This is a genomic window from Bradyrhizobium sp. CCBAU 51753, assembly GCF_015291565.1.
Taxonomy (GTDB): domain Bacteria; phylum Pseudomonadota; class Alphaproteobacteria; order Rhizobiales; family Xanthobacteraceae; genus Bradyrhizobium; species Bradyrhizobium ivorense.
On record NZ_CP030037.1, the window covers coordinates 5,327,411 to 5,344,741 of the forward strand.

Annotated in this window: 18 protein-coding genes; 10 read left to right on the forward strand and 8 right to left on the reverse strand. The window is 65.7% G+C overall.

Annotated features, from left to right (window positions below):
• Window positions 1-4: 4 nt before the first annotated feature.
• Window positions 5-1,246, reverse strand: a complete 1,242-nt coding sequence (locus XH93_RS24205; RefSeq protein ID WP_194469414.1) for an amidase — start codon at window positions 1,244-1,246, stop codon at window positions 5-7.
• 101 nt (window positions 1,247-1,347) lie between these two features.
• Here XH93_RS24205 and dprA point away from each other — a divergent pair, with 101 nt between their 5' ends.
• Window positions 1,348-2,463 (forward strand): DNA-processing protein DprA, encoded by a 1,116-nt coding sequence (gene dprA / locus XH93_RS24210; protein WP_194469415.1) that lies wholly within the window; start codon window positions 1,348-1,350, stop codon window positions 2,461-2,463.
• Window positions 2,464-2,662: 199 nt separating this feature from the next.
• On the opposite strand, the gene XH93_RS24215 is transcribed toward dprA, so the two are convergent.
• Window positions 2,663-3,064: a helix-turn-helix domain-containing protein gene (locus XH93_RS24215; RefSeq protein WP_194469416.1), complete on the reverse strand. Its 402-nt coding sequence runs from the start codon at window positions 3,062-3,064 to the stop codon at window positions 2,663-2,665.
• A gap of 100 nt (window positions 3,065-3,164) precedes the next feature.
• Here XH93_RS24215 and XH93_RS24220 point away from each other — a divergent pair, with 100 nt between their 5' ends.
• On the forward strand, window positions 3,165-3,773 hold the full coding sequence (locus tag XH93_RS24220; RefSeq protein WP_139484217.1) for an FMN-dependent NADH-azoreductase: 609 nt from the start codon (window positions 3,165-3,167) through the stop codon (window positions 3,771-3,773).
• Window positions 3,774-3,832: 59 nt separating this feature from the next.
• On the opposite strand, the gene XH93_RS24225 is transcribed toward XH93_RS24220, so the two are convergent.
• Window positions 3,833-3,991: a hypothetical protein gene (locus XH93_RS24225; RefSeq protein WP_172626968.1), complete on the reverse strand. Its 159-nt coding sequence runs from the start codon at window positions 3,989-3,991 to the stop codon at window positions 3,833-3,835.
• 219 nt (window positions 3,992-4,210) lie between these two features.
• Window positions 4,211-4,984, reverse strand: a complete 774-nt coding sequence (locus XH93_RS24230; RefSeq protein WP_139862813.1) for an SDR family NAD(P)-dependent oxidoreductase — start codon at window positions 4,982-4,984, stop codon at window positions 4,211-4,213.
• Between the two features lie 188 nt (window positions 4,985-5,172).
• Between XH93_RS24230 and XH93_RS24235 the strand changes: the two genes are divergently transcribed.
• Window positions 5,173-5,649 carry a helix-turn-helix domain-containing protein gene (locus XH93_RS24235; RefSeq protein ID WP_194469417.1) on the forward strand — a complete coding sequence of 159 codons (477 nt, stop codon included), beginning with the start codon at window positions 5,173-5,175 and terminating at the stop codon, window positions 5,647-5,649.
• Between the two features lie 332 nt (window positions 5,650-5,981).
• Here the strand turns inward: XH93_RS24235 and XH93_RS24240 are convergent, their stop codons facing one another.
• Window positions 5,982-6,218, reverse strand: a complete 237-nt coding sequence (locus XH93_RS24240; protein WP_194469418.1) for a hypothetical protein — start codon at window positions 6,216-6,218, stop codon at window positions 5,982-5,984.
• A gap of 230 nt (window positions 6,219-6,448) precedes the next feature.
• Here XH93_RS24240 and topA point away from each other — a divergent pair, with 230 nt between their 5' ends.
• The 7 genes from topA to XH93_RS24275 all read left to right on the forward strand — a co-directional run bounded on the left by topA (window position 6,449) and on the right by XH93_RS24275 (window position 15,267).
• The gene (gene topA / locus XH93_RS24245) at window positions 6,449-9,217 is read left to right on the forward strand and encodes a type I DNA topoisomerase (RefSeq protein WP_194469419.1); all 2,769 of its coding nucleotides are present in this window, start codon (window positions 6,449-6,451) and stop codon (window positions 9,215-9,217) included.
• A complete protein-coding gene (gene rnr / locus XH93_RS24250) occupies window positions 9,218-11,548 on the forward strand; it encodes a ribonuclease R (RefSeq protein WP_194469420.1) in 2,331 nt (776 codons plus the stop codon).
• Window positions 11,536-11,976 (forward strand): DUF983 domain-containing protein, encoded by a 441-nt coding sequence (locus XH93_RS24255; protein WP_139862808.1) that lies wholly within the window; start codon window positions 11,536-11,538, stop codon window positions 11,974-11,976. Before rnr ends, XH93_RS24255 begins: the two co-directional genes overlap by 13 nt.
• Window positions 11,977-12,011: 35 nt before the next feature.
• Window positions 12,012-12,749, forward strand: a complete 738-nt coding sequence (locus tag XH93_RS24260; RefSeq protein WP_194469421.1) for an NUDIX domain-containing protein — start codon at window positions 12,012-12,014, stop codon at window positions 12,747-12,749.
• 257 nt (window positions 12,750-13,006) lie between these two features.
• Window positions 13,007-14,332, forward strand: a complete 1,326-nt coding sequence (locus tag XH93_RS24265) for an LLM class flavin-dependent oxidoreductase (protein WP_194469422.1) — start codon at window positions 13,007-13,009, stop codon at window positions 14,330-14,332.
• Window positions 14,333-14,459: 127 nt separating this feature from the next.
• On the forward strand, window positions 14,460-14,627 hold the full coding sequence (gene rpmG, locus XH93_RS24270; RefSeq protein ID WP_018271988.1) for a 50S ribosomal protein L33: 168 nt from the start codon (window positions 14,460-14,462) through the stop codon (window positions 14,625-14,627).
• A 109-nt stretch (window positions 14,628-14,736) separates the two neighbouring features.
• Window positions 14,737-15,267: a hypothetical protein gene (locus tag XH93_RS24275; RefSeq protein WP_194469423.1), complete on the forward strand. Its 531-nt coding sequence runs from the start codon at window positions 14,737-14,739 to the stop codon at window positions 15,265-15,267.
• On the opposite strand, the gene XH93_RS24280 is transcribed toward XH93_RS24275, so the two are convergent.
• The 3 genes from XH93_RS24280 to XH93_RS24290 form a co-directional block, all read right to left on the reverse strand.
• On the reverse strand, window positions 15,264-15,461 hold the full coding sequence (locus XH93_RS24280; protein WP_194469424.1) for a hypothetical protein: 198 nt from the start codon (window positions 15,459-15,461) through the stop codon (window positions 15,264-15,266). The two genes, XH93_RS24275 and XH93_RS24280, sit on opposite strands and share 4 nt — an antisense overlap.
• 2 nt (window positions 15,462-15,463) lie before the next feature.
• Window positions 15,464-16,858, reverse strand: a complete 1,395-nt coding sequence (locus XH93_RS24285; RefSeq protein ID WP_194469425.1) for an ammonium transporter — start codon at window positions 16,856-16,858, stop codon at window positions 15,464-15,466.
• 238 nt (window positions 16,859-17,096) lie between these two features.
• On the reverse strand, window positions 17,097-17,309 hold the full coding sequence (locus XH93_RS24290) for a hypothetical protein (RefSeq protein ID WP_194469426.1): 213 nt from the start codon (window positions 17,307-17,309) through the stop codon (window positions 17,097-17,099).
• Window positions 17,310-17,331: the final 22 nt, after the last annotated feature.

The window sequence follows — 17,331 nt, forward strand, 5'->3', positions numbered from 1 at the left end:
CGTACTAGTCGCGCTTCAGCGCCGCCTCCACGAACGCCGCCGCCGCCAGCGCCCGCGCATCGGCGCCGAACGGTGCGACCACCGTCACGCCGACCGGCAGCCCGCCGTCCGCGACCAGCGTCGGCACGTTGACGCAGGGCACGCCCATCAGCGTCCACAGCCGGTTGTAGCGGGGATCGCCGGTCGACGATAAGCCCTGCGGTGCCGCGCCGGGCGCCGACAGCGTGACCAGCGCGTCGACCTCGTCGAACACCGCACCCAGCGCCGCCCGGGCCCGCGCCGCGACGTCGACCGCCGCGTCATAGTCTTTCGGCGTGACGCCCTTGGTCTCGTCGAGCCGCCCGCGCAGCAGCGGCGGCATTGCGTCGTAATTCTGCCCGTACTCCCAAGCGAACGACTGATGCGCCTCGAAATCCTGGATCACGGGATGGATGCGCCAGGCCTCGGCGACGATCTCGGGCATCGCCAGCTCGCGCACCGTTGCGCCCGCCCGCGCGGCCGCACGCGCCGCCTTTTGCAGCGCCTCGGCACCAGATGCCTCCGGCGCGCCGGCAAACGCCTGCGTCACCACGCCGATGCGCGGCGCCGCGACCGACGACGGCGCCAGCAGTTCCGGCCGGTTGGTCATCGCCGCGAGCCCGGCGGCGACGTCGCGCACGCTCGCCGCGAACAGCCCGACCGTGTCCAGCGACCAGGAAAAGCATTTCACGCCGACGGTCGGCAGCAGCCGGTAGCTCGGCTTGATCGCAGCCGTGCCGCAGAACGAGGCCGGCCGTATCACCGAGCCGCCGGTCTGCGTGCCCAGCGCCAGCGGGATCATGCCACCGCCGACCGCCGCGGCCGAGCCCGACGACGATCCGCCCGGCGTGTGCGCCTGGTTGTGCGGATTGAGCGTCGCGGTCGGATCGTTGGCCGCGAACGCCGTGGTGGTGGTCTTGCCGACGATGGTCGCCCCCGCCCGCTTCAGCGCCATCACCACCGGTGCATCGCCGCGCGGCCGGTGGCCGCGGTAGATCTGCGAGCCCATCTCGGTCGGGAAATCGGCGGTGTCGATGTTGTCCTTGATGCCGACCACGATACCGCGCAGCGGCCCGGTAGTTTGCGCGCGGGCGCCCTCGTCGTAATGGACGAAGGCTCCGATCGCCTTGTCCTGCGCGCGGATCGCCGCGAGCGACTGCGCGATGGCTGCGTCGGGCGAAACCGCCCCCTGTTCGATGCGCTCTCGAAGATCGGTCAGTGAGATCATGGCGGCGTTCCTGTTCCTGTCGGCCGCTTGTAGCGCGTTGCGCAGGGGCAAGCCAATGTCACGGTTGATTGCAATCTGCGGTTGGGCGAAGCTGCGCGCGCATGCACGACCGGACGCCCAGCACGGCAAAACTCACCGACACGGAACGGCTCAACCGCCTGCGGCTGATCCGCTCCGACAATGTCGGTCCGCGCACCTTTGCATCGCTGCTCCGCCATTTCGGCAATGCGGCGAGTGCGCTGGAGCGGCTGCCCGAGCTGGCGCGCCGCGGCGGCGCATCCGGGCCGGGCCGGATCTGCAGCGCGGAGGACGCAGCCGCGGAGCTCGCGGCGTGCCGGAAGGCCGGCGTCAGCCTGGTCGCGCCGGATGAAGCCCATTACCCGCCGCGGCTTGCCACCGTCGACGATGCCCCGCCGCTGCTCGGCGTGCGCGGCGCGCTCGGTGCGCTGACGCGGCCGATGATCGCGATCGTCGGCTCGCGCAACGCTTCCGGCGCCGGGCTGAAATTTGCTGGCATCCTCGCGCGCGACCTCGGCGACGCCGGCTTTGTCGTGATCTCCGGCCTTGCCCGCGGCATCGACCAGGCCGCGCATCGCGCCACGGTCGCGAGCGGCACGGTCGCCGTGCTGGCCGGCGGCCACGACAAGATCTATCCGCCGGAGCACGAGGATCTGCTGGCCGCGCTGCTCGCGCATGGCGCTGCGATCTCCGAGATGCCGCTCGGCCATGTGCCGCGGGCGCGGGATTTTCCCCGCCGCAACCGGCTGATCTCGGGCGCCGCGCTCGGCGTCGTCATCGTCGAGGCCGCGCATCGCTCGGGTTCGCTGATTACGGCGCGGATGGCGGCCGAACAGGGCCGCGAGGTGTTTGCGGTGCCGGGCTCGCCGATCGACCCGCGCGCCGCCGGCACCAACGACCTGATCAAGCAGGGCGCAACGCTGGTGACCGAGGCCACGGATATCATCACCGCGGTGACGCCGATCATGGAGCGGCCGATCATGTTGTCGGCACGTGAGGACGACGAACCGCTGGATTTCGCCACCGGCGCGCCCGAGCGCGAGCGCATCGTGAGCCTCTTGGGCCCGAGCCCGATCAGTCTCGACGATCTGATCCGGATGGCCGACGCATCGCCTGCGGTCGTACGCGCCGTGCTGCTCGAACTCGAACTCGCCGGCAAGCTCGAGCGCCACGGCGGCGGTCTGGTGTCGATGATTTAGCGGGTTGCGCAATTCATTTCCCGTCATCCCCGCGCAAAGGCTTCGCCTTTGTCGCTGGAGGTGCGAGCCCTTGCGAGCCTCGAAGGATGAATCGGCCACTAGCCGGGCCGTCGACCCTTCGAGGGCCGCTGAAGAAGCGGCCACCTCAGGGTGACGGATCTGCTACGGATCTGCAATCACAGGACGGACGAGTCGAAGCTCACTCCTCATTCCGCGCGTCGAACTTGCTCCGCGCGCCTTCGATCTCCGGCAGATGAGAAAACGCCCATTGGCCGAGCGCCTTCACCGGCTCGGCGAGACCGCGGCCGAGATCGGTCAGCTCGTAGTCGACCCGCGGCGGGATGGTCGGATAGATCGTGCGCGTCACCAGCCCGTCGCGCTCCAGCCCGCGCAAGGTCAGCGTCAGCATCCGCTGCGAGATGCCGTTGATGATGCGCTTCAGCTCGTTGAAGCGGCGCGGACCCTCGATCAGGTTCATGATCACGAACACGCTCCATTTGTCACCGACCCGCGCCAGCACCGAGGCGACCGCGCGGCAGTCGGAATGGTCGGGGCTCGGATGGGGCGGCGGGTCAGGCACACGGATGTGCTCGGGTCTCATGGCTGTGCTCGGGTTTCAAAAATGTGCGTTCTTGCGGGGATTTAGGGCAGTCACTCATATAGCGCCAGTTACAAACCTATACCAAAGGGGATCCCCTGCCATGAAACTTCTGCACATCGACTCCTCCGTTCTCGGCCCGCACTCGGTCAGCCGCCAGGTCTCGGCCGCCGCCGTGGAGCGGCTGCGCCAAGCCAATCCCGGCCTGGTCGTGACCTACCGCGACCTGACCCAGACCCCGCTCGGCCACCTCACCGGCCTGCACCTCGCCGCCGGCCAGGGTGCCGCGCCCGACCCGTCGGTCCGCGACGACGTCGCCGCCGGCCAACTCGTGCTGGAGGAGTTTTTGGCCGCCGACACCGTCGTGATCGGCGCACCGATGTACAATTTCACGATTCCGAGCCAGCTCAAGGTCTGGATCGATCGCATCCTGGTGGCGGGCAAGACCTTCAAATACGGCCCCGCCGGGGTCGAGGGATTGGCCGGCAGCAAGCGTGTCATCATCGCGATCTCGCGCGGCGGCTATTACGGCGCCGGCACGCCGATGGCCGCGCTCGAGCATCTCGAAACCTATCTGCGCGGGGTGTTTGGCTTCATCGGCGTCACGAACCTGGAATTCATCCCGGCCGACGGCATCCAGGTCGGCCCCGAGCATCGCGAAAAGGCGGTCGCGGGCGCGCTACAGGCCGCCGGCAGCCTGAACGCAGCCTGATGCGATGAAGCGCCTGCCGCGGCGCTGGCGGCGGCAGGCGTGCGTTCAGGTCAATCAGCTCAGAGCCAGACGCCCTGAATGCCGAGAATGACGACCAGGAGCGAAATCAATAAACCGATGCCGGAGAACAATGCGACGGTGACGAATTGCGACGTATCCGAATTTTCGGATGCGGAGGATACGGTAATCGATGACGGGATGCGCGCTGCTTTCGGCATGACTGCACTCCAAATGATTCCGTGGTGAAAAATTCCTCGCCCTTTCAGAAGTCCTTCGACTGCGACAAAGGTTCAATGTCTCGTGACACGATAATAGGTCACGAACGACATCGGCCGGTGTGATCCCGTTCACACCGGCCGTTCTTTACAATGAGAAACAATTTGCAGCGTTTTCCAGCGAAGCGGACACTGGTTCGCGTGCAGAAAACGCGTCGAGCTTTAGCCGCGATAGATCGGCGCGCCGGCGGGCGAAGCGGTAGCGCCGCCGTCGATGAACAGCTCCTGCCCCTGCACATGCGCAGCATCGTCGGACGCCAGGAACAGCACCGTCTTCGAGATATGATCGGGCTCCCCGATGCGGCCGAGCGGCGTGGTCTTGCCGATCCGCGCCTCGAATATTTTCTCGGCCTCCGGCGTTGCAGTTGCGGCGCCCCAGATCGGGGTGCGCACCGCGCCCGGCGCCACCACGTTGACCCGAATGTTGCGCGGCGACAGCTCTGAGGCCATCACCCGCGCCATCGCGCGCACGCCGGCCTTGCTCGCGGCATAGGCCGAATAGCCGGGATTGCCGAGCACCGAGATCACCGAGCCGTTGAGGATCACGGAGGCGCCGTCGTTGAGATAGGGCGCGACCGCCTGCACGGTGAAGAACACGCCGGTGAGGTTGGTGCGGATCACGCTCTCGAATGCCGCGAGCGTGGTGCCGCCGACCGGCGTCTGGCCGGGAATGCCGGCATTGGCGAACAGCACGTCGTACTTGCCGAATTTCTCCGCGCCCTGCTTCACGGCCGCTTCCAGCGCCGCGACGTCGGTGGCGTCGGCCTCCACCGCCAGCGCGTTCGGCCCGAGTTCCTTGGCCGCCGCCGCCAGCCGCTCCTTGTTGCGCCCGGTAATCACGACCTTGGCGCCCTCGGCCACGAACAGCCTTGCCGTCGCAAGCCCGATGCCGCTGTTGCCGCCCGTGATCAACGCCACTTTGTTTGCCAGTCTCATTGTCCGCCTCCAGTCTGGTTGCATTATTAAACCTGATGGCCTAACTAGGGTATCCAGTTTAATATTGCAACCACACAAGACCGTGATTGCAGCATGATCCGGAAAAATGCGAAGCGGTTTTCCCTCGCGACAAACGCGAAGCGTTTGCGCGGAGATCATGCTCAAACAAGGAATCCTTGGGAGACCGCGTGGTGAAGAGAACCAGCCTTGCCGGCGACAGCTGCCCGATCGCGCGCGCGCTCGATGTGTTCGGCGACTGGTGGTCGCTTTTGATCATCCGCGACGCCAGCCTCGGCCGCCGCCGCTTCGGCGAATTCCAGACCAGCCTCGGGCTCGCCAAGAACATCCTCGCGACGCGGCTGCGCACGCTGGTCGAGCGCGGCATTCTGAAGATGATCCCGGCCTCCGACGGCAGCGCCTATCAGGAATATGTGCTGACGCCGAAGGGCCGCGGCATCTTCCCGATCCTGGTCGCGCTGCGGCAATGGAGCGAGGAATTCGACGAGCATCCGAACGAGATCGACACGTTTCTGGTCGACCGCGAGAACGGCAAGCCGGTGCAGAAGCTCGCGCTGTATTCCCAGGACGGCCGGCTCCTGAGCGCGGCCGACACCACGCTGAAACCGCGGGCCGCAGCGAAGCGCGCGCGGCGGGTGTCGGCGTAGCTCCGTCATTCCGGGGCTCGCGCAGCGAGAGCCAATAGACGCGGATTCAAGTGTCGAACGGCTAACTCGGTGTCATCACCCGCGCATGCGGGTGATCCAGTATTCCAGAGGCAGTCATTGTTAGGCCGAGAGGCCGCGGCGTACTGGATCGCCCGGTCGAGCCGGGCGATGACAGTTGCGGGTGGTGACGCAGCTTCGCATTCTCGCGACATGGGCAAAGGCGAAACCTTTGCGCGGGGATGACGGGACTAACTAGTGCCACCCACTCGCCGTCGTCCCTGCTTTCGCATGCGAAAGCAGGGACGACAGTTGTGTATGTGGCGCCATTCCCCTCACGACAACTTCCACCGGCTGCGGGCGCGCAGTTGCTCGTCGGCTTCCAGACGGGCCATGGCTAACAGGCGGTCGAGCACCGCAAAATTGTGGCGCTGGGCGAGCTTGGCCAGTTCGGTCACGGCGGCCGCGATCAGGATCAGGGCATCGTCCGGGCTGCCCTCTCCTGTCTCCTCGCCCGCCGATCGCCGCCGGCCGGACGCCTTGCGCTTCCGGCCGCCCCCTGTCCTGGTCAAACGTCCGCTTTCCGATTCCCGCCCTATATAAAGAGAGGTACGCCCTTTGCGAGCGCAACTCTAGGACGTATTTTTCAACCCTGGGGATAGGATTTCCCCATCTGGAACCACCCCCTCAATATCTGGCGATTTGACACCGACGGCCCCAGCACCCATGTTCGCCCCGACATGGCGGGTCGCGAGTCTAGCGGAATCCGTCTTCAAGTTTTCCCGTAAGCTATTGGAATGACATGAATATCGTCATTGTGGAGTCGCCGGCCAAGGCCAAGACGATCAACAAATATCTGGGGTCCTCCTACGAGGTCCTGGCGTCGTTCGGCCATGTCCGCGACCTCCCGGCCAAGAACGGATCGGTCGATCCGGACGCCAATTTCCAGATGATCTGGGAGGTTGACGCCAAGGCCGCCAGCCGTCTGAACGACATCGCCAAGGCGCTGAAGGGTGCCGACCGCCTGATTCTCGCAACCGACCCTGATCGCGAGGGCGAGGCAATCTCCTGGCACGTGCTGGAGGTGATGAAGGAGAAGCGCGCGCTGAAGGACCAGAAGGTCGAGCGCGTGGTGTTCAACGCCATCACCAAGCAGGCCGTCTCCGAGGCGATGAAGGCGCCGCGCCAGATCGATGGCGCGCTGGTCGACGCCTATATGGCGCGCCGCGCGCTGGACTATCTGGTCGGCTTCACGCTCTCCCCGGTGCTGTGGCGCAAGCTGCCCGGCGCCCGCTCGGCCGGCCGCGTGCAGTCGGTCGCGCTACGGCTGGTCTGCGACCGCGAGCTCGAGATCGAGAAGTTCGTGCCGAAGGAATACTGGTCGCTGGTCGCGACGCTGGTCACGACCCGCGGCGAAACCTTCGAGGCGCGGCTGGTCGGCGCCGACGGCAAGAAGATCGCGCGGCTCGACATCGGCTCCGGGGCGGAAGCCGAGGATTTCAAGAAGGCGATCGAGGCCGCGACCTTCCGCGTCGCCAGCGTCGAGGCAAAACCGGCGCGGCGCAATCCGCAGGCCCCCTTCACCACCTCGACCCTGCAGCAGGAGGCCAGCCGCAAGCTCGGCTTCGCCCCGGCGCACACCATGCGCATCGCGCAGCGGCTCTATGAGGGCATCGACATCGGCGGCGAGACCACCGGCCTCATCACCTATATGCGAACCGACGGCGTGCAGATCGCGCCTGAGGCGATCACGCAGGCGCGCAAGGTGATCGGCGAGGATTACGGCAACGCCTATGTGCCGGATGCCCCGCGCCAGTACCAGGCCAAGGCCAAGAACGCGCAGGAGGCCCACGAGGCGATCCGCCCGACCGACCTGTCGCGCCGCCCGGCCTCGATCGGCCGCAGGCTCGATCCCGACCAGGCCAAACTTTATGAGCTGATCTGGAAGCGCACCATCGCGAGCCAGATGGAATCCGCCGAGCTCGAGCGCACCACGGTCGACATCGAGGCCAAGGCCGGCGCCCGCGTGCTGGAGCTGCGCGCTTCCGGCCAGGTGATCAAGTTCGACGGCTTCCTCGCGCTCTATCAGGAAGGTCACGACGACGAGGAGGACGAGGATTCGCGCCGCCTGCCCGCGATGAACACCGGCGAAGCGGTGAAGCGGCAGAGCCTCGCCGTCACCCAGCACTTCACCGAGCCGCCGCCGCGCTTCTCCGAAGCGTCGCTGGTGAAGCGGATGGAAGAACTCGGCATCGGCCGGCCCTCGACCTACGCCTCGATCCTGCAGGTGTTGAAGGACCGCGGCTACGTCAAGCTCGAGAAGAAGCGCCTGCACGGCGAGGACAAGGGCCGCGTCGTGGTCGCGTTCCTGGAAAACTTCTTCCAGCGCTACGTCGAATACGACTTCACCGCCGATCTCGAGGAGCAGCTCGACCGCATCTCCAACAACGAGATCGCCTGGCAGCAGGTGCTGAAGGACTTTTGGCGCGACTTCATCGGCGCGGTCAACGACATCAAGGACCTGCGCGTCGCCGAGGTGCTCGATGCGCTCGACGAGATGCTCGGCCCGCACATCTATCCGCCGCGCGCGGATGGCGGCGATGTCAGGCAGTGCCCGACCTGCGGCACCGGCAAGCTGAACCTGAAGGCCGGCAAGTTCGGCGCCTTCGTCGGCTGCTCGAACTATCCGGACTGCCGCTACACCCGCCCGCTCGCCGCCGACAGTGCGGAGAGCGCCGACCGCGTGCTCGGCACCGATCCCGACACCGGGTTCGACGTCACGGTGAAGGCCGGCCGGTTCGGCCCCTATATCCAGCTCGGCGAGCAGAAGGATTATGAGGAAGGCGAGAAGCCGAAGCGCGCCGGCATTCCAAAGGGCACCTCGCCCGCGGATGTCGACCTCGAGCTGGCGCTGAAGCTGTTGTCGCTGCCGCGCGAGATCGGCAAGCATCCGGAGACCGGACAGCCGATCACCGCGGGCCTCGGCCGCTTCGGGCCGTTCGTGAAGCATGACAAGACCTATGCCAGCCTCGAGGCCGGCGACGAGGTCTTCAACATCGGCCTCAACCGCGCCGTCACGCTGATTGCCGAGAAGATCGCCAAGGGGCCGAGCGGTCGCCGCTTCGGCGCCGATCCCGGCAAGCCGCTCGGCGATCATCCGTCGCTCGGCGCAGTCGCGCTGAAGAACGGCCGCTACGGCGCCTACGTCACCGCCGGCGGCGTCAACGCGACGATCCCGAGCGACCGCACGCCCGACGAGGTCACGCTGGCGGAAGCGATCGCGCTGATCGACGAGCGCGCAGCCAAGGGCGGCGGCAAGGCCAAGGGCAAGAAAGCCAAGGCGGCGAAGCCGGCCAAGGCCAAAACCGAAGCGAAGTCCGACGCTAAGGATGACGCCGAGGGCAAGCCCGCCAAGAAGTCCGCGGCGAAGAAGGCCGCGGCGAAACCAAAATCGGAGGCCGCCAGCAAGGCGCGCGCTCCGGTCTCGTCAGGCGCCAAGACCTCGGCCGCAAAGCCGGCGGCGGGATCGAAATCGCCGGCGAAGAAGAGCGCCGGCAAGGCAAGAGGATAAGTGAAACAAAAACCCGACCATGGCTTTCCGGCCCGGGACGCCATCGTCGCCTTCATTCGCGCCAATCCAGGCAAGGTCGGCACCCGCGAGATCGCCCGCGCCTTCGGCCTGAAGAACGCCGACCGCGTCGAGCTGAAGCGCATGCTGCGCGAGCTCGCCGACGACGGCACGATTGCAAAGCGCGGACGCAAGATGCACGAGCCGGCGGCGCTGCCGCCGACCGTGCTCGCCGACATCACCGGCCGCGACAGCGATGGCGAATTGATCGCCACCCCCGCCGAGTGGGATGCCGAAGAGAACGGCACCGCCCCGAAAATCCGTATCGACACGCCGCGGCGGCCAAAACCCGGCACCACCGCCGGCGTCGGCGACCGCGCGCTGCTGCGGGTCGAGGTGACCGACGAGCGCGACGGCACGCCGTATCGTGGCCGCGTCATCAAGATCATCGACCATGCGCGGAGCCGCATCCTCGGCATCTTCCGCAAAAATCCTGATGGCGGCGGGCGGCTGATCCCGGTCGACAAGAAGCAGGCCGGCCGCGAGCTCAACATCGCCAAGCAAGACACCGGCGGCGCCGAGGACGGCGACCTGATCAGCGTCGATCTCGTGCGCACCCGCGGCTACGGCCTCAACTCCGGCCGGGTCAAGGAACGGCTCGGCTCGATCGCCAGCGAGAAGGCGATCAGCCTGATCGCGATCAACGCCCACGACATTCCGCAGGTGTTTTCGCCTGCCGCGATCCGCGAGTCCGAGGAGGCAAAACCCGCGGCGCTGCAGGGCCGCGAGGACTGGCGCGACGTGCCGCTCGTCACCATCGATCCGCCGGACGCCAAGGATCACGACGACGCCGTGCATGCGGAGGTCGATCCTGATCCGAACAACAAGGGCGGCTACATCGTCCATGTCGCGATCGCCGACGTCGCCTACTATGTACGATCAGGCTCGGCGCTCGACCGCGACGCACTGCAGCGCGGCAACTCGGTGTATTTCCCCGATCGGGTGGTGCCGATGCTGCCGGAGCGCATCTCCAACAATCTCTGCTCGCTGGTGCCGGGCGAGCCGCGCGGCGCGCTAGCGGTGCGCATGGTGATCGGCGCCGACGGCCGCAAGCGTTCGCACACATTTCATCGCGTACTGATGCGCTCGGCGGCAAAGCTCAATTACGCGCAGGCGCAGGCCGCGATCGACGGCAAGCCGGACGACACCACCGGGCCCCTGCTCGATCCGATCCTAAAACCGCTGTGGTCGGCCTATGAGCTGGTCAAGCTCGCGCGCAACGAGCGCGACCCGCTCGATCTCGATCTGCCCGAGCGCAAGATCCTGCTGAAGCCTGACGGCACCGTCGACCGCGTGATCGTGCCGCAGCGGCTCGATGCGCACCGGCTGATCGAGGAGTTCATGATCCTCGCCAACGTCGCGGCGGCGGAAATGCTGGAGAAGAAGAACCTCCCGCTGATCTATCGCGTGCATGACGAGCCGACCCAGGAGAAGATCTACAACCTCCAGGAATTTCTGAAGACGCTCGACCTGCCCTTCACCAAGCAGGGCGCGCTGCGGCCCTCGCAGTTCAACCGCGTGCTGGCGCAGGTTTCCGGCGAGGATTACGAGCCGCTGGTCAACGAGGTGGTGCTGCGCTCGCAGGCGCAGGCCGAATACTCCGCCGAGAACTACGGGCATTTCGGCTTGAACCTGCGCCGCTACGCCCACTTCACCTCGCCGATCCGCCGCTACGCCGATCTGATCGTGCACCGCGCGCTGATCCGCGCGCTCGGCCTCGGTGACGGCGCGCTGCCGACCGACGAGACGGTGGAAACGCTCGCCGAGATCGCGGCGCAGATTTCGGTCACCGAGCGCCGCGCCATGAAGGCGGAGCGCGAGACCGCCGACCGGCTGATCGCGCATTTCCTCGCCGATAAGGTCGGCGCTTCGTTCCAGGGCCGCATCTCGGGCGTGACGCGCTCGGGCCTGTTCGTGAAGCTCGACGACACCGGCGCCGACGGGCTGATCCCGATCCGCACCATCGGCAGCGAATATTTCAACTACGACGAAACCCGCCACGCGCTGATCGGCTCGCGCAGCGGCACCATGTACCGGCTCGGCGACGTCGTCGACGTGCGGCTGGTGGAGGCCGCGCCGATTGCCGGCGCATTGCGCTTCGAGCTGCTCTCGGCGGGACAGGCTATTCCGCGCGGCAGAAAACGCGACGGCGCACGAGCGGAGCGTCGCGCCGGCACCCACAAGGAGCGGATGGCGCGCAGCAAGAAGGAGCGCAAGCCGGCCAGGCCGAAGAAGTCCGGCAAGTCGAAGCGAGGCAAGTCATGGAAGGGGTGACCCCGGAGACGGTCGTCTGGACCCGCGACACGACCAATCCCGAGAAGCGCGACGTGTGGACCGCGATGATGCGCGGGTTTTGCAGCCGCTGCCCGCGCTGCGGCAAAGGCAGGCTGTTCCGCAAGTTTCTCAAATGCGACGGCCATTGCCCGGTCTGCGATCTCGATTTCTCGCCGCACCGCGCCGACGATCTGCCGGCCTATCTCGTCATCGTCATCGTCGGCCATATCGTGGTACCGACCGTGCTGTGGATCGAAACCGACTATTCACCGCCGGTCTGGCTGCAGCTTGCGATCTATCTGCCGCTCACGCTGTTTGCGTCGCTGGCGCTGCTGCAGCCGGTGAAAGGAGCCGTGATCGGATTGCAATGGGCCCTGCGCATGCATGGCTTTGACGAGAATCCCCCTAGCGACATCCCGCCGGTCTAGCTAAACCGGACCCAACAAGAGCCGAAAGGGATGAAATGACTGAAGCTGCCGCTGTCCACCAAGGGGAAAAAGAAGCCGATCATCACCCCTATTTCCGGCCCAAGGATGCGGCGACGCTGATCCTGATCGATCGCTCCGGTGCCAAGCCGAAGGTGCTGGTCGGCAAGCGCCACGACAAGGTGGTGTTCATGCCGGGCAAATACGTCTTCCCCGGCGGCCGCGTCGACAAGGCTGATAACCGCGTGCCGGTCGCAGCACAGATCACGCCTGAGCTTGAAGCCAATCTCTTGAAGGGCAGCCCGAAGATCACGCCCGGCCGCGCGCGTGCGCTGGCCAACGCCGCGATCCGCGAAGCCTGCGAGGAGACCGGCCTCTGCCTCGGCCGCAAGGTCGAGAAGACGACGAAGCTCGATGGTCCGTGGAAGCCATTCGCCGACGCAGGCCTGCTGCCCGATCCGTCCGGCCTGTTTTTGATCGCACGCGCGATCACACCGCCCGGCCGCGTCCGCCGTTTCGACACCCGCTTCTTCACCGCCGATGCCTCGACCATCGCGCACCGGGTCGAGGGCGTCGTGCATGCCGATGCGGAACTGGTCGAATTGGTGTGGGTCGAGATCGGCTCCGAGCCGCTCGCGGATGCGCATGCCATGACCAAGAACGTGCTCGCCGAGCTCGACCGCCGCCTCGCCACCGGCCCGCTCCGCCATGATGCCGCGGTGCCGTTCTTCCATTTCTACGGCGGCAAGATGCATAAGGACGTGCTGGGGGCGTGATGCACACCCAACCGTCATTGCGAGGAGCTCGCGACAAAATTGCAAAGCAATTTTGCGCTGAAGCGACGAAGCAATCCATGCTTCAACAAGCGGGACGATGGGTTGCCTCGCTTCGCAATGACGATGTGGCCGGCGGTTGCGGACTTATCCTCCAGCCGCCGTTCAAATTGCAAAAATCTTCTGCCGCCGCCGGGATGGCGCGCCGTGGACCGCCTCCCTATCTGTTCCGCTAACGACCTCAACAATGGAACGGGGCAATGGCGAAGCGTCAACTCAAGCTCGGCGCGTTCATGCGGCCGATCAGCATCCACACCGGCGCCTGGCGCTATCCCGGAGCCTGGCCCGACGCCAATTTCAATTTCGACCAGATCAAGCAGCTGATCCGAAAGCTCGAGGCCGGCAAGTTCGACGCCTTCTTCATGGCCGACCATCTGGCCGTGCTCAACATGCCGATCAATGCGCTGAAGCGCAGCCACACCGTGACCTCGTTCGAGCCGTTCACGCTGCTGTCGGCGCTCGCGGCCAGCACCGAGAATATCGGCCTGATCGCGACCGGCTCGACCACCTTCGACGAGCCCTATCACGTCGCGCGGCGCTTCGCTTCGCTCGACCACATCTCGGGCGGCCGCGCGGGGTGGAATATCGTCACCACGTCCAATCCGGACGCCGCGCTGAATTTCGGCCTCGACGATCACATGGAGCATGCCGAACGTTACAAGCGCGCCCGCGAGTTCTATGACGTCGTCACCGGCCTCTGGGATTCCTTCGCCGACGACGCCTTCGTGCGCGACGTCGAGTCCGGGCTGTTCTTCGATCCCGCGAAGATGCACACGCTCAATCACAAGGGCAAATATCTCTCGGTGCGCGGCCCGCTGAACATCGCCCGCCCGGTGCAGGGCTGGCCGGTGATCGTGCAGGCCGGCGCCTCCGATGACGGCAGGCAGCTCGCGGCCGAGACCGCGGAAGCCGTGTTCACCGGCGGCGGCAGCCTGGCCGACGGACAAAAGCTCTATGCCGACATCAAGGGCCGGATGGAGAGGATCGGCCGCGATCCCGAGCATCTGAAGATTCTGCCCGGCGCGTTCGTCGTGGTCGGCGACAGCGTCGAGGAGGCCAAGGAGAAGCGCGCGCTGCTCGACAGCCGCGTGCATTACGACAGCGCGATCGCCTCGCTGTCGGTGATCCTCGGCACCGATGCCTCCGGCTTCGATCCCGACGGCCAGTTGCCGCCGATCCCGGAAACCAACGCCAGCAAGAGCGGCCGGCAGCGCCTGGTCGACGTCGCGGCGCGCGACAAGCTTACGGTGCGCCAGCTCGCCCAGCGCGTCGGCGGCTATGGCGGGCTCGCCTTCGTCGGCACGCCCTCGACCATCGCCGACCAGATGGAGGAATGGCTGACGGGGCACGGCAGCGACGGCTTCAACATCATGTTCCCCTATCTGCCGCAGGGCCTGTTCGACTTCGTCGACAAGGTGGTCCCGGAACTGCAGCGGCGCGGGATCTTCCGCAAGGAATATGAAGGGCGGACGCTGCGCGAGAATTTGGGTCTGCCGCGGCCGAAAAACCGCTTCTTCGAGGGCTAATTGGCCGGAATCGGCACTGTTTCGGCCGGGAAATCCTTGACTTCTGGCGGTTTGTGGCTAGTTTCCCGGCCAAACGCGGGCCGATTTGGCCGGCTCCCGATATCTCCCTATTTTCGAGGTTTTGCACATGGCCAAGGCGGTCACCATCAAGGTCAAGCTCGTGTCGACGGCGGACACCGGCTTCTATTACGTCGCCAAGAAGAATTCGCGCACCATGACCGACAAGCTGGTCAAGAAGAAGTACGACCCGGTGGCGCGCAAGCACGTCGAGTTCAAGGAAGCCAAGATCAAGTAAGCCGGTCTGCTTCCGACGTTTCGAACGGGGCCCTCGCGGCCCCGTTTTTGCTTTATGGCTTGGTGTCGTCCCTCATGTTTTCCGGACAAGTCCCGGGTGCGGGGCCCACATGATCGCAAGCCTGGACGAGGGAAACGTCGGCGGCTACTCGGTCGCCTACGGCCGCGAGGACATCTACTTTCCGGTCTATGTCACGGCCGCGCTGGCCGCGATCTTCCTGACCGCGACCTGGATCACGGGCGCAATCTATTGGCTGGCGCCGGCGGCGGCGGCCGCCGCCTTCACCTACTACAACATCCCCCTGCTCGAGGCCGGTCGTCCGACCATCGGCGCCAACCAGTACGGTATCTTCATCCAGGCCTTCGGACTGATCCGCTGGCGCGCCGTCGCGCGCATCGACCTCGTCGAGATCGCCGAGCGCGCGATGACCGTTCACGAGTTGCAGATCGCGCTCAACGGACCGCTCGGCAGTGCGCTGGTGGCCGATTGGCGCAAGCGGCCGACCTATCGGCGCCTGATGCGCTTGCCGTGGCGCATGGACCATCGTGGCGTGGTGCGCGTCAATCTCGAGCCATTCGACCGGCCGCCCGATGAGATCCACCGGACGTTCCTCAGGATGTGGCGTTACTACCGGAGCTAACCCTTGAACGCCTCATCGCGCAGATGCGCATCTGCGATCTGCGCATCTGGATTGTGTGTGATGGTCATGAACCAAACGAGGCTGAAGAACAACGACCACGCTGTGTTCCAATAGAACCAGTTCATGGGATCACCTCGAACAGCTTTATCCCGCGCCGGCCGGCTGACATCGCCGGCCTTGCGGAATGCCGCCAAGCCTACTGCACGACCTCGCCGTGCAGTGCCAGATCCAATCCCTCGCGCTCGATATCCCGCGTCACACGAAGCCCGACGAAGAGATTGATCACGAACAGGATGATCAGACTCACCACGGCATCATACACGAAGACCGTCACGACGCCGATGCACTGATTGACGAACTGTCCGGCATTTCCCTCCAGAACGCCCGCGGTACCACCATATTGCTCGACCGCGAACACGCCCGTCAGCAGCGCTCCGACGATGCCGCCGAGGGCATGGACGCCGAAGCAATCCAGCGCGTCATCATAGCTGAACATGCGCTTCAAGCCGGTGCATCCCCAGTAGCAGCAGACGCCGGCAGCGATGCCGATGGCAAACGCGCCGACGGGGCCGACGAAGCCGGAGGCCGGCGTGATCGCGACGAGGCCGGCGACGGCGCCGGAGCAGATGCCGACGACGGTCGGCTTGCCCTTCAACGCCCATTCCACCAGCATCCAGGTGAAGCCTGCCATCGCCGTTGCGATCTGGGTCACCAGCATTGCCATGCCCGCTTGCATTCCGGCCGTGACGGCGGAGCCGGCATTGAAGCCGAACCAGCCGACCCACAGCAGCGAAGCGCCGATGAATGTCAGCACCATGTTGTGTGCCGGCCCGGTATCGCTGCGCTTTCCGAGCATGATGGCGCACATCAGGCCCGCGACGCCGGCGTTGATGTGCACCACGGTGCCGCCGGCGAAGTCGAGCACTTTCACCCACGCGGCGTCGTTGCCGGCCGCGAATATGCCGTCGGGTCCCCAGACCCAGTGTGCGATCGGCGCATAGACGAAGATCGCCCACAGCCCGATGAACCAGAGCATCGCGGAGAACTTCATCCGCTCGGCAAACGCGCCGGCGATCAGAGCCGGTGTGATGATGGCGAACGTCATCTGGAAGCAGATGTAAACGGACTCAGGGATGGTCGCGGCGAGTGGATTGGGATTGCCGATGCCGCCCTTGCCGATGTCGCTCAGGATGTCCTTGAGGAACAGGCGATCGAGGCCGCCGATAAACGGCGTGCCGGCACGAAACGCCAGACTGTAGGTGAGGACGGCAAACAGGATCGTGACAAGGCAAGTGACAGCGAAGCTGGTCATCACGGTATCGCCGACATTCTTCTTGCGCACCATGCCGCCATAGAACAAGCCGAGCCCCGGGACCGTCATCATCAGGACGAGCGCGACTGATGTGAGCATCCAGGCGGTGTCGCCGGAATTCGGCGTGCACTTCTCGAGAATCTTGCCGCCGCAGGCCGGCGGCCCAGCGTCCTCGGCTAGCGCCGGGTCGCTGAACAGCAGGCAAAGAAACGCCACTCCCAGCAGGGCAACGACGATTCTCGCGAGCTTCCGGCGCGTGTATGTCGCATACTCCATCATCTTCCTCCCATCACAAGACATGTTGGTGTTCGGAATGGGCGCGTCGCGTTCGAGGCATGAGCGCCGAAAGGCACACCTGCGCGCTGGGTTTTCGGAATGTCTCGACGTGCCGTGATGCGGGTGGCGCGAAGCACCGAACGCGTGGCGGCATCTGGCCGGACGCAAGGCACAAGGGCCTGCTCGGCGGCGCTGCCAAGGCCGTCGCGCGCAGATGGCTGGAGAGTGACGGCGACTAGCCTCATCGCGGCCAGCCCTTCCCATAAGTCCCCAGGCCGGAAACCTTGGCGAGGGCTTCCGGTACGATTTCTAGCCAAATCGAAACAAGATTCGTGCCACCGATGCGCGCCGCGTAACGCTTTGAAAGTGCTGCAACTTCGATCCGCGGCCAGAACGGAATCGCGCGCCACTGCACGCTCTTGCGGCAGGCGCTTGATCGAAAAATAGGCAGCAAGCGGTGACTGCTCTCACAAGGA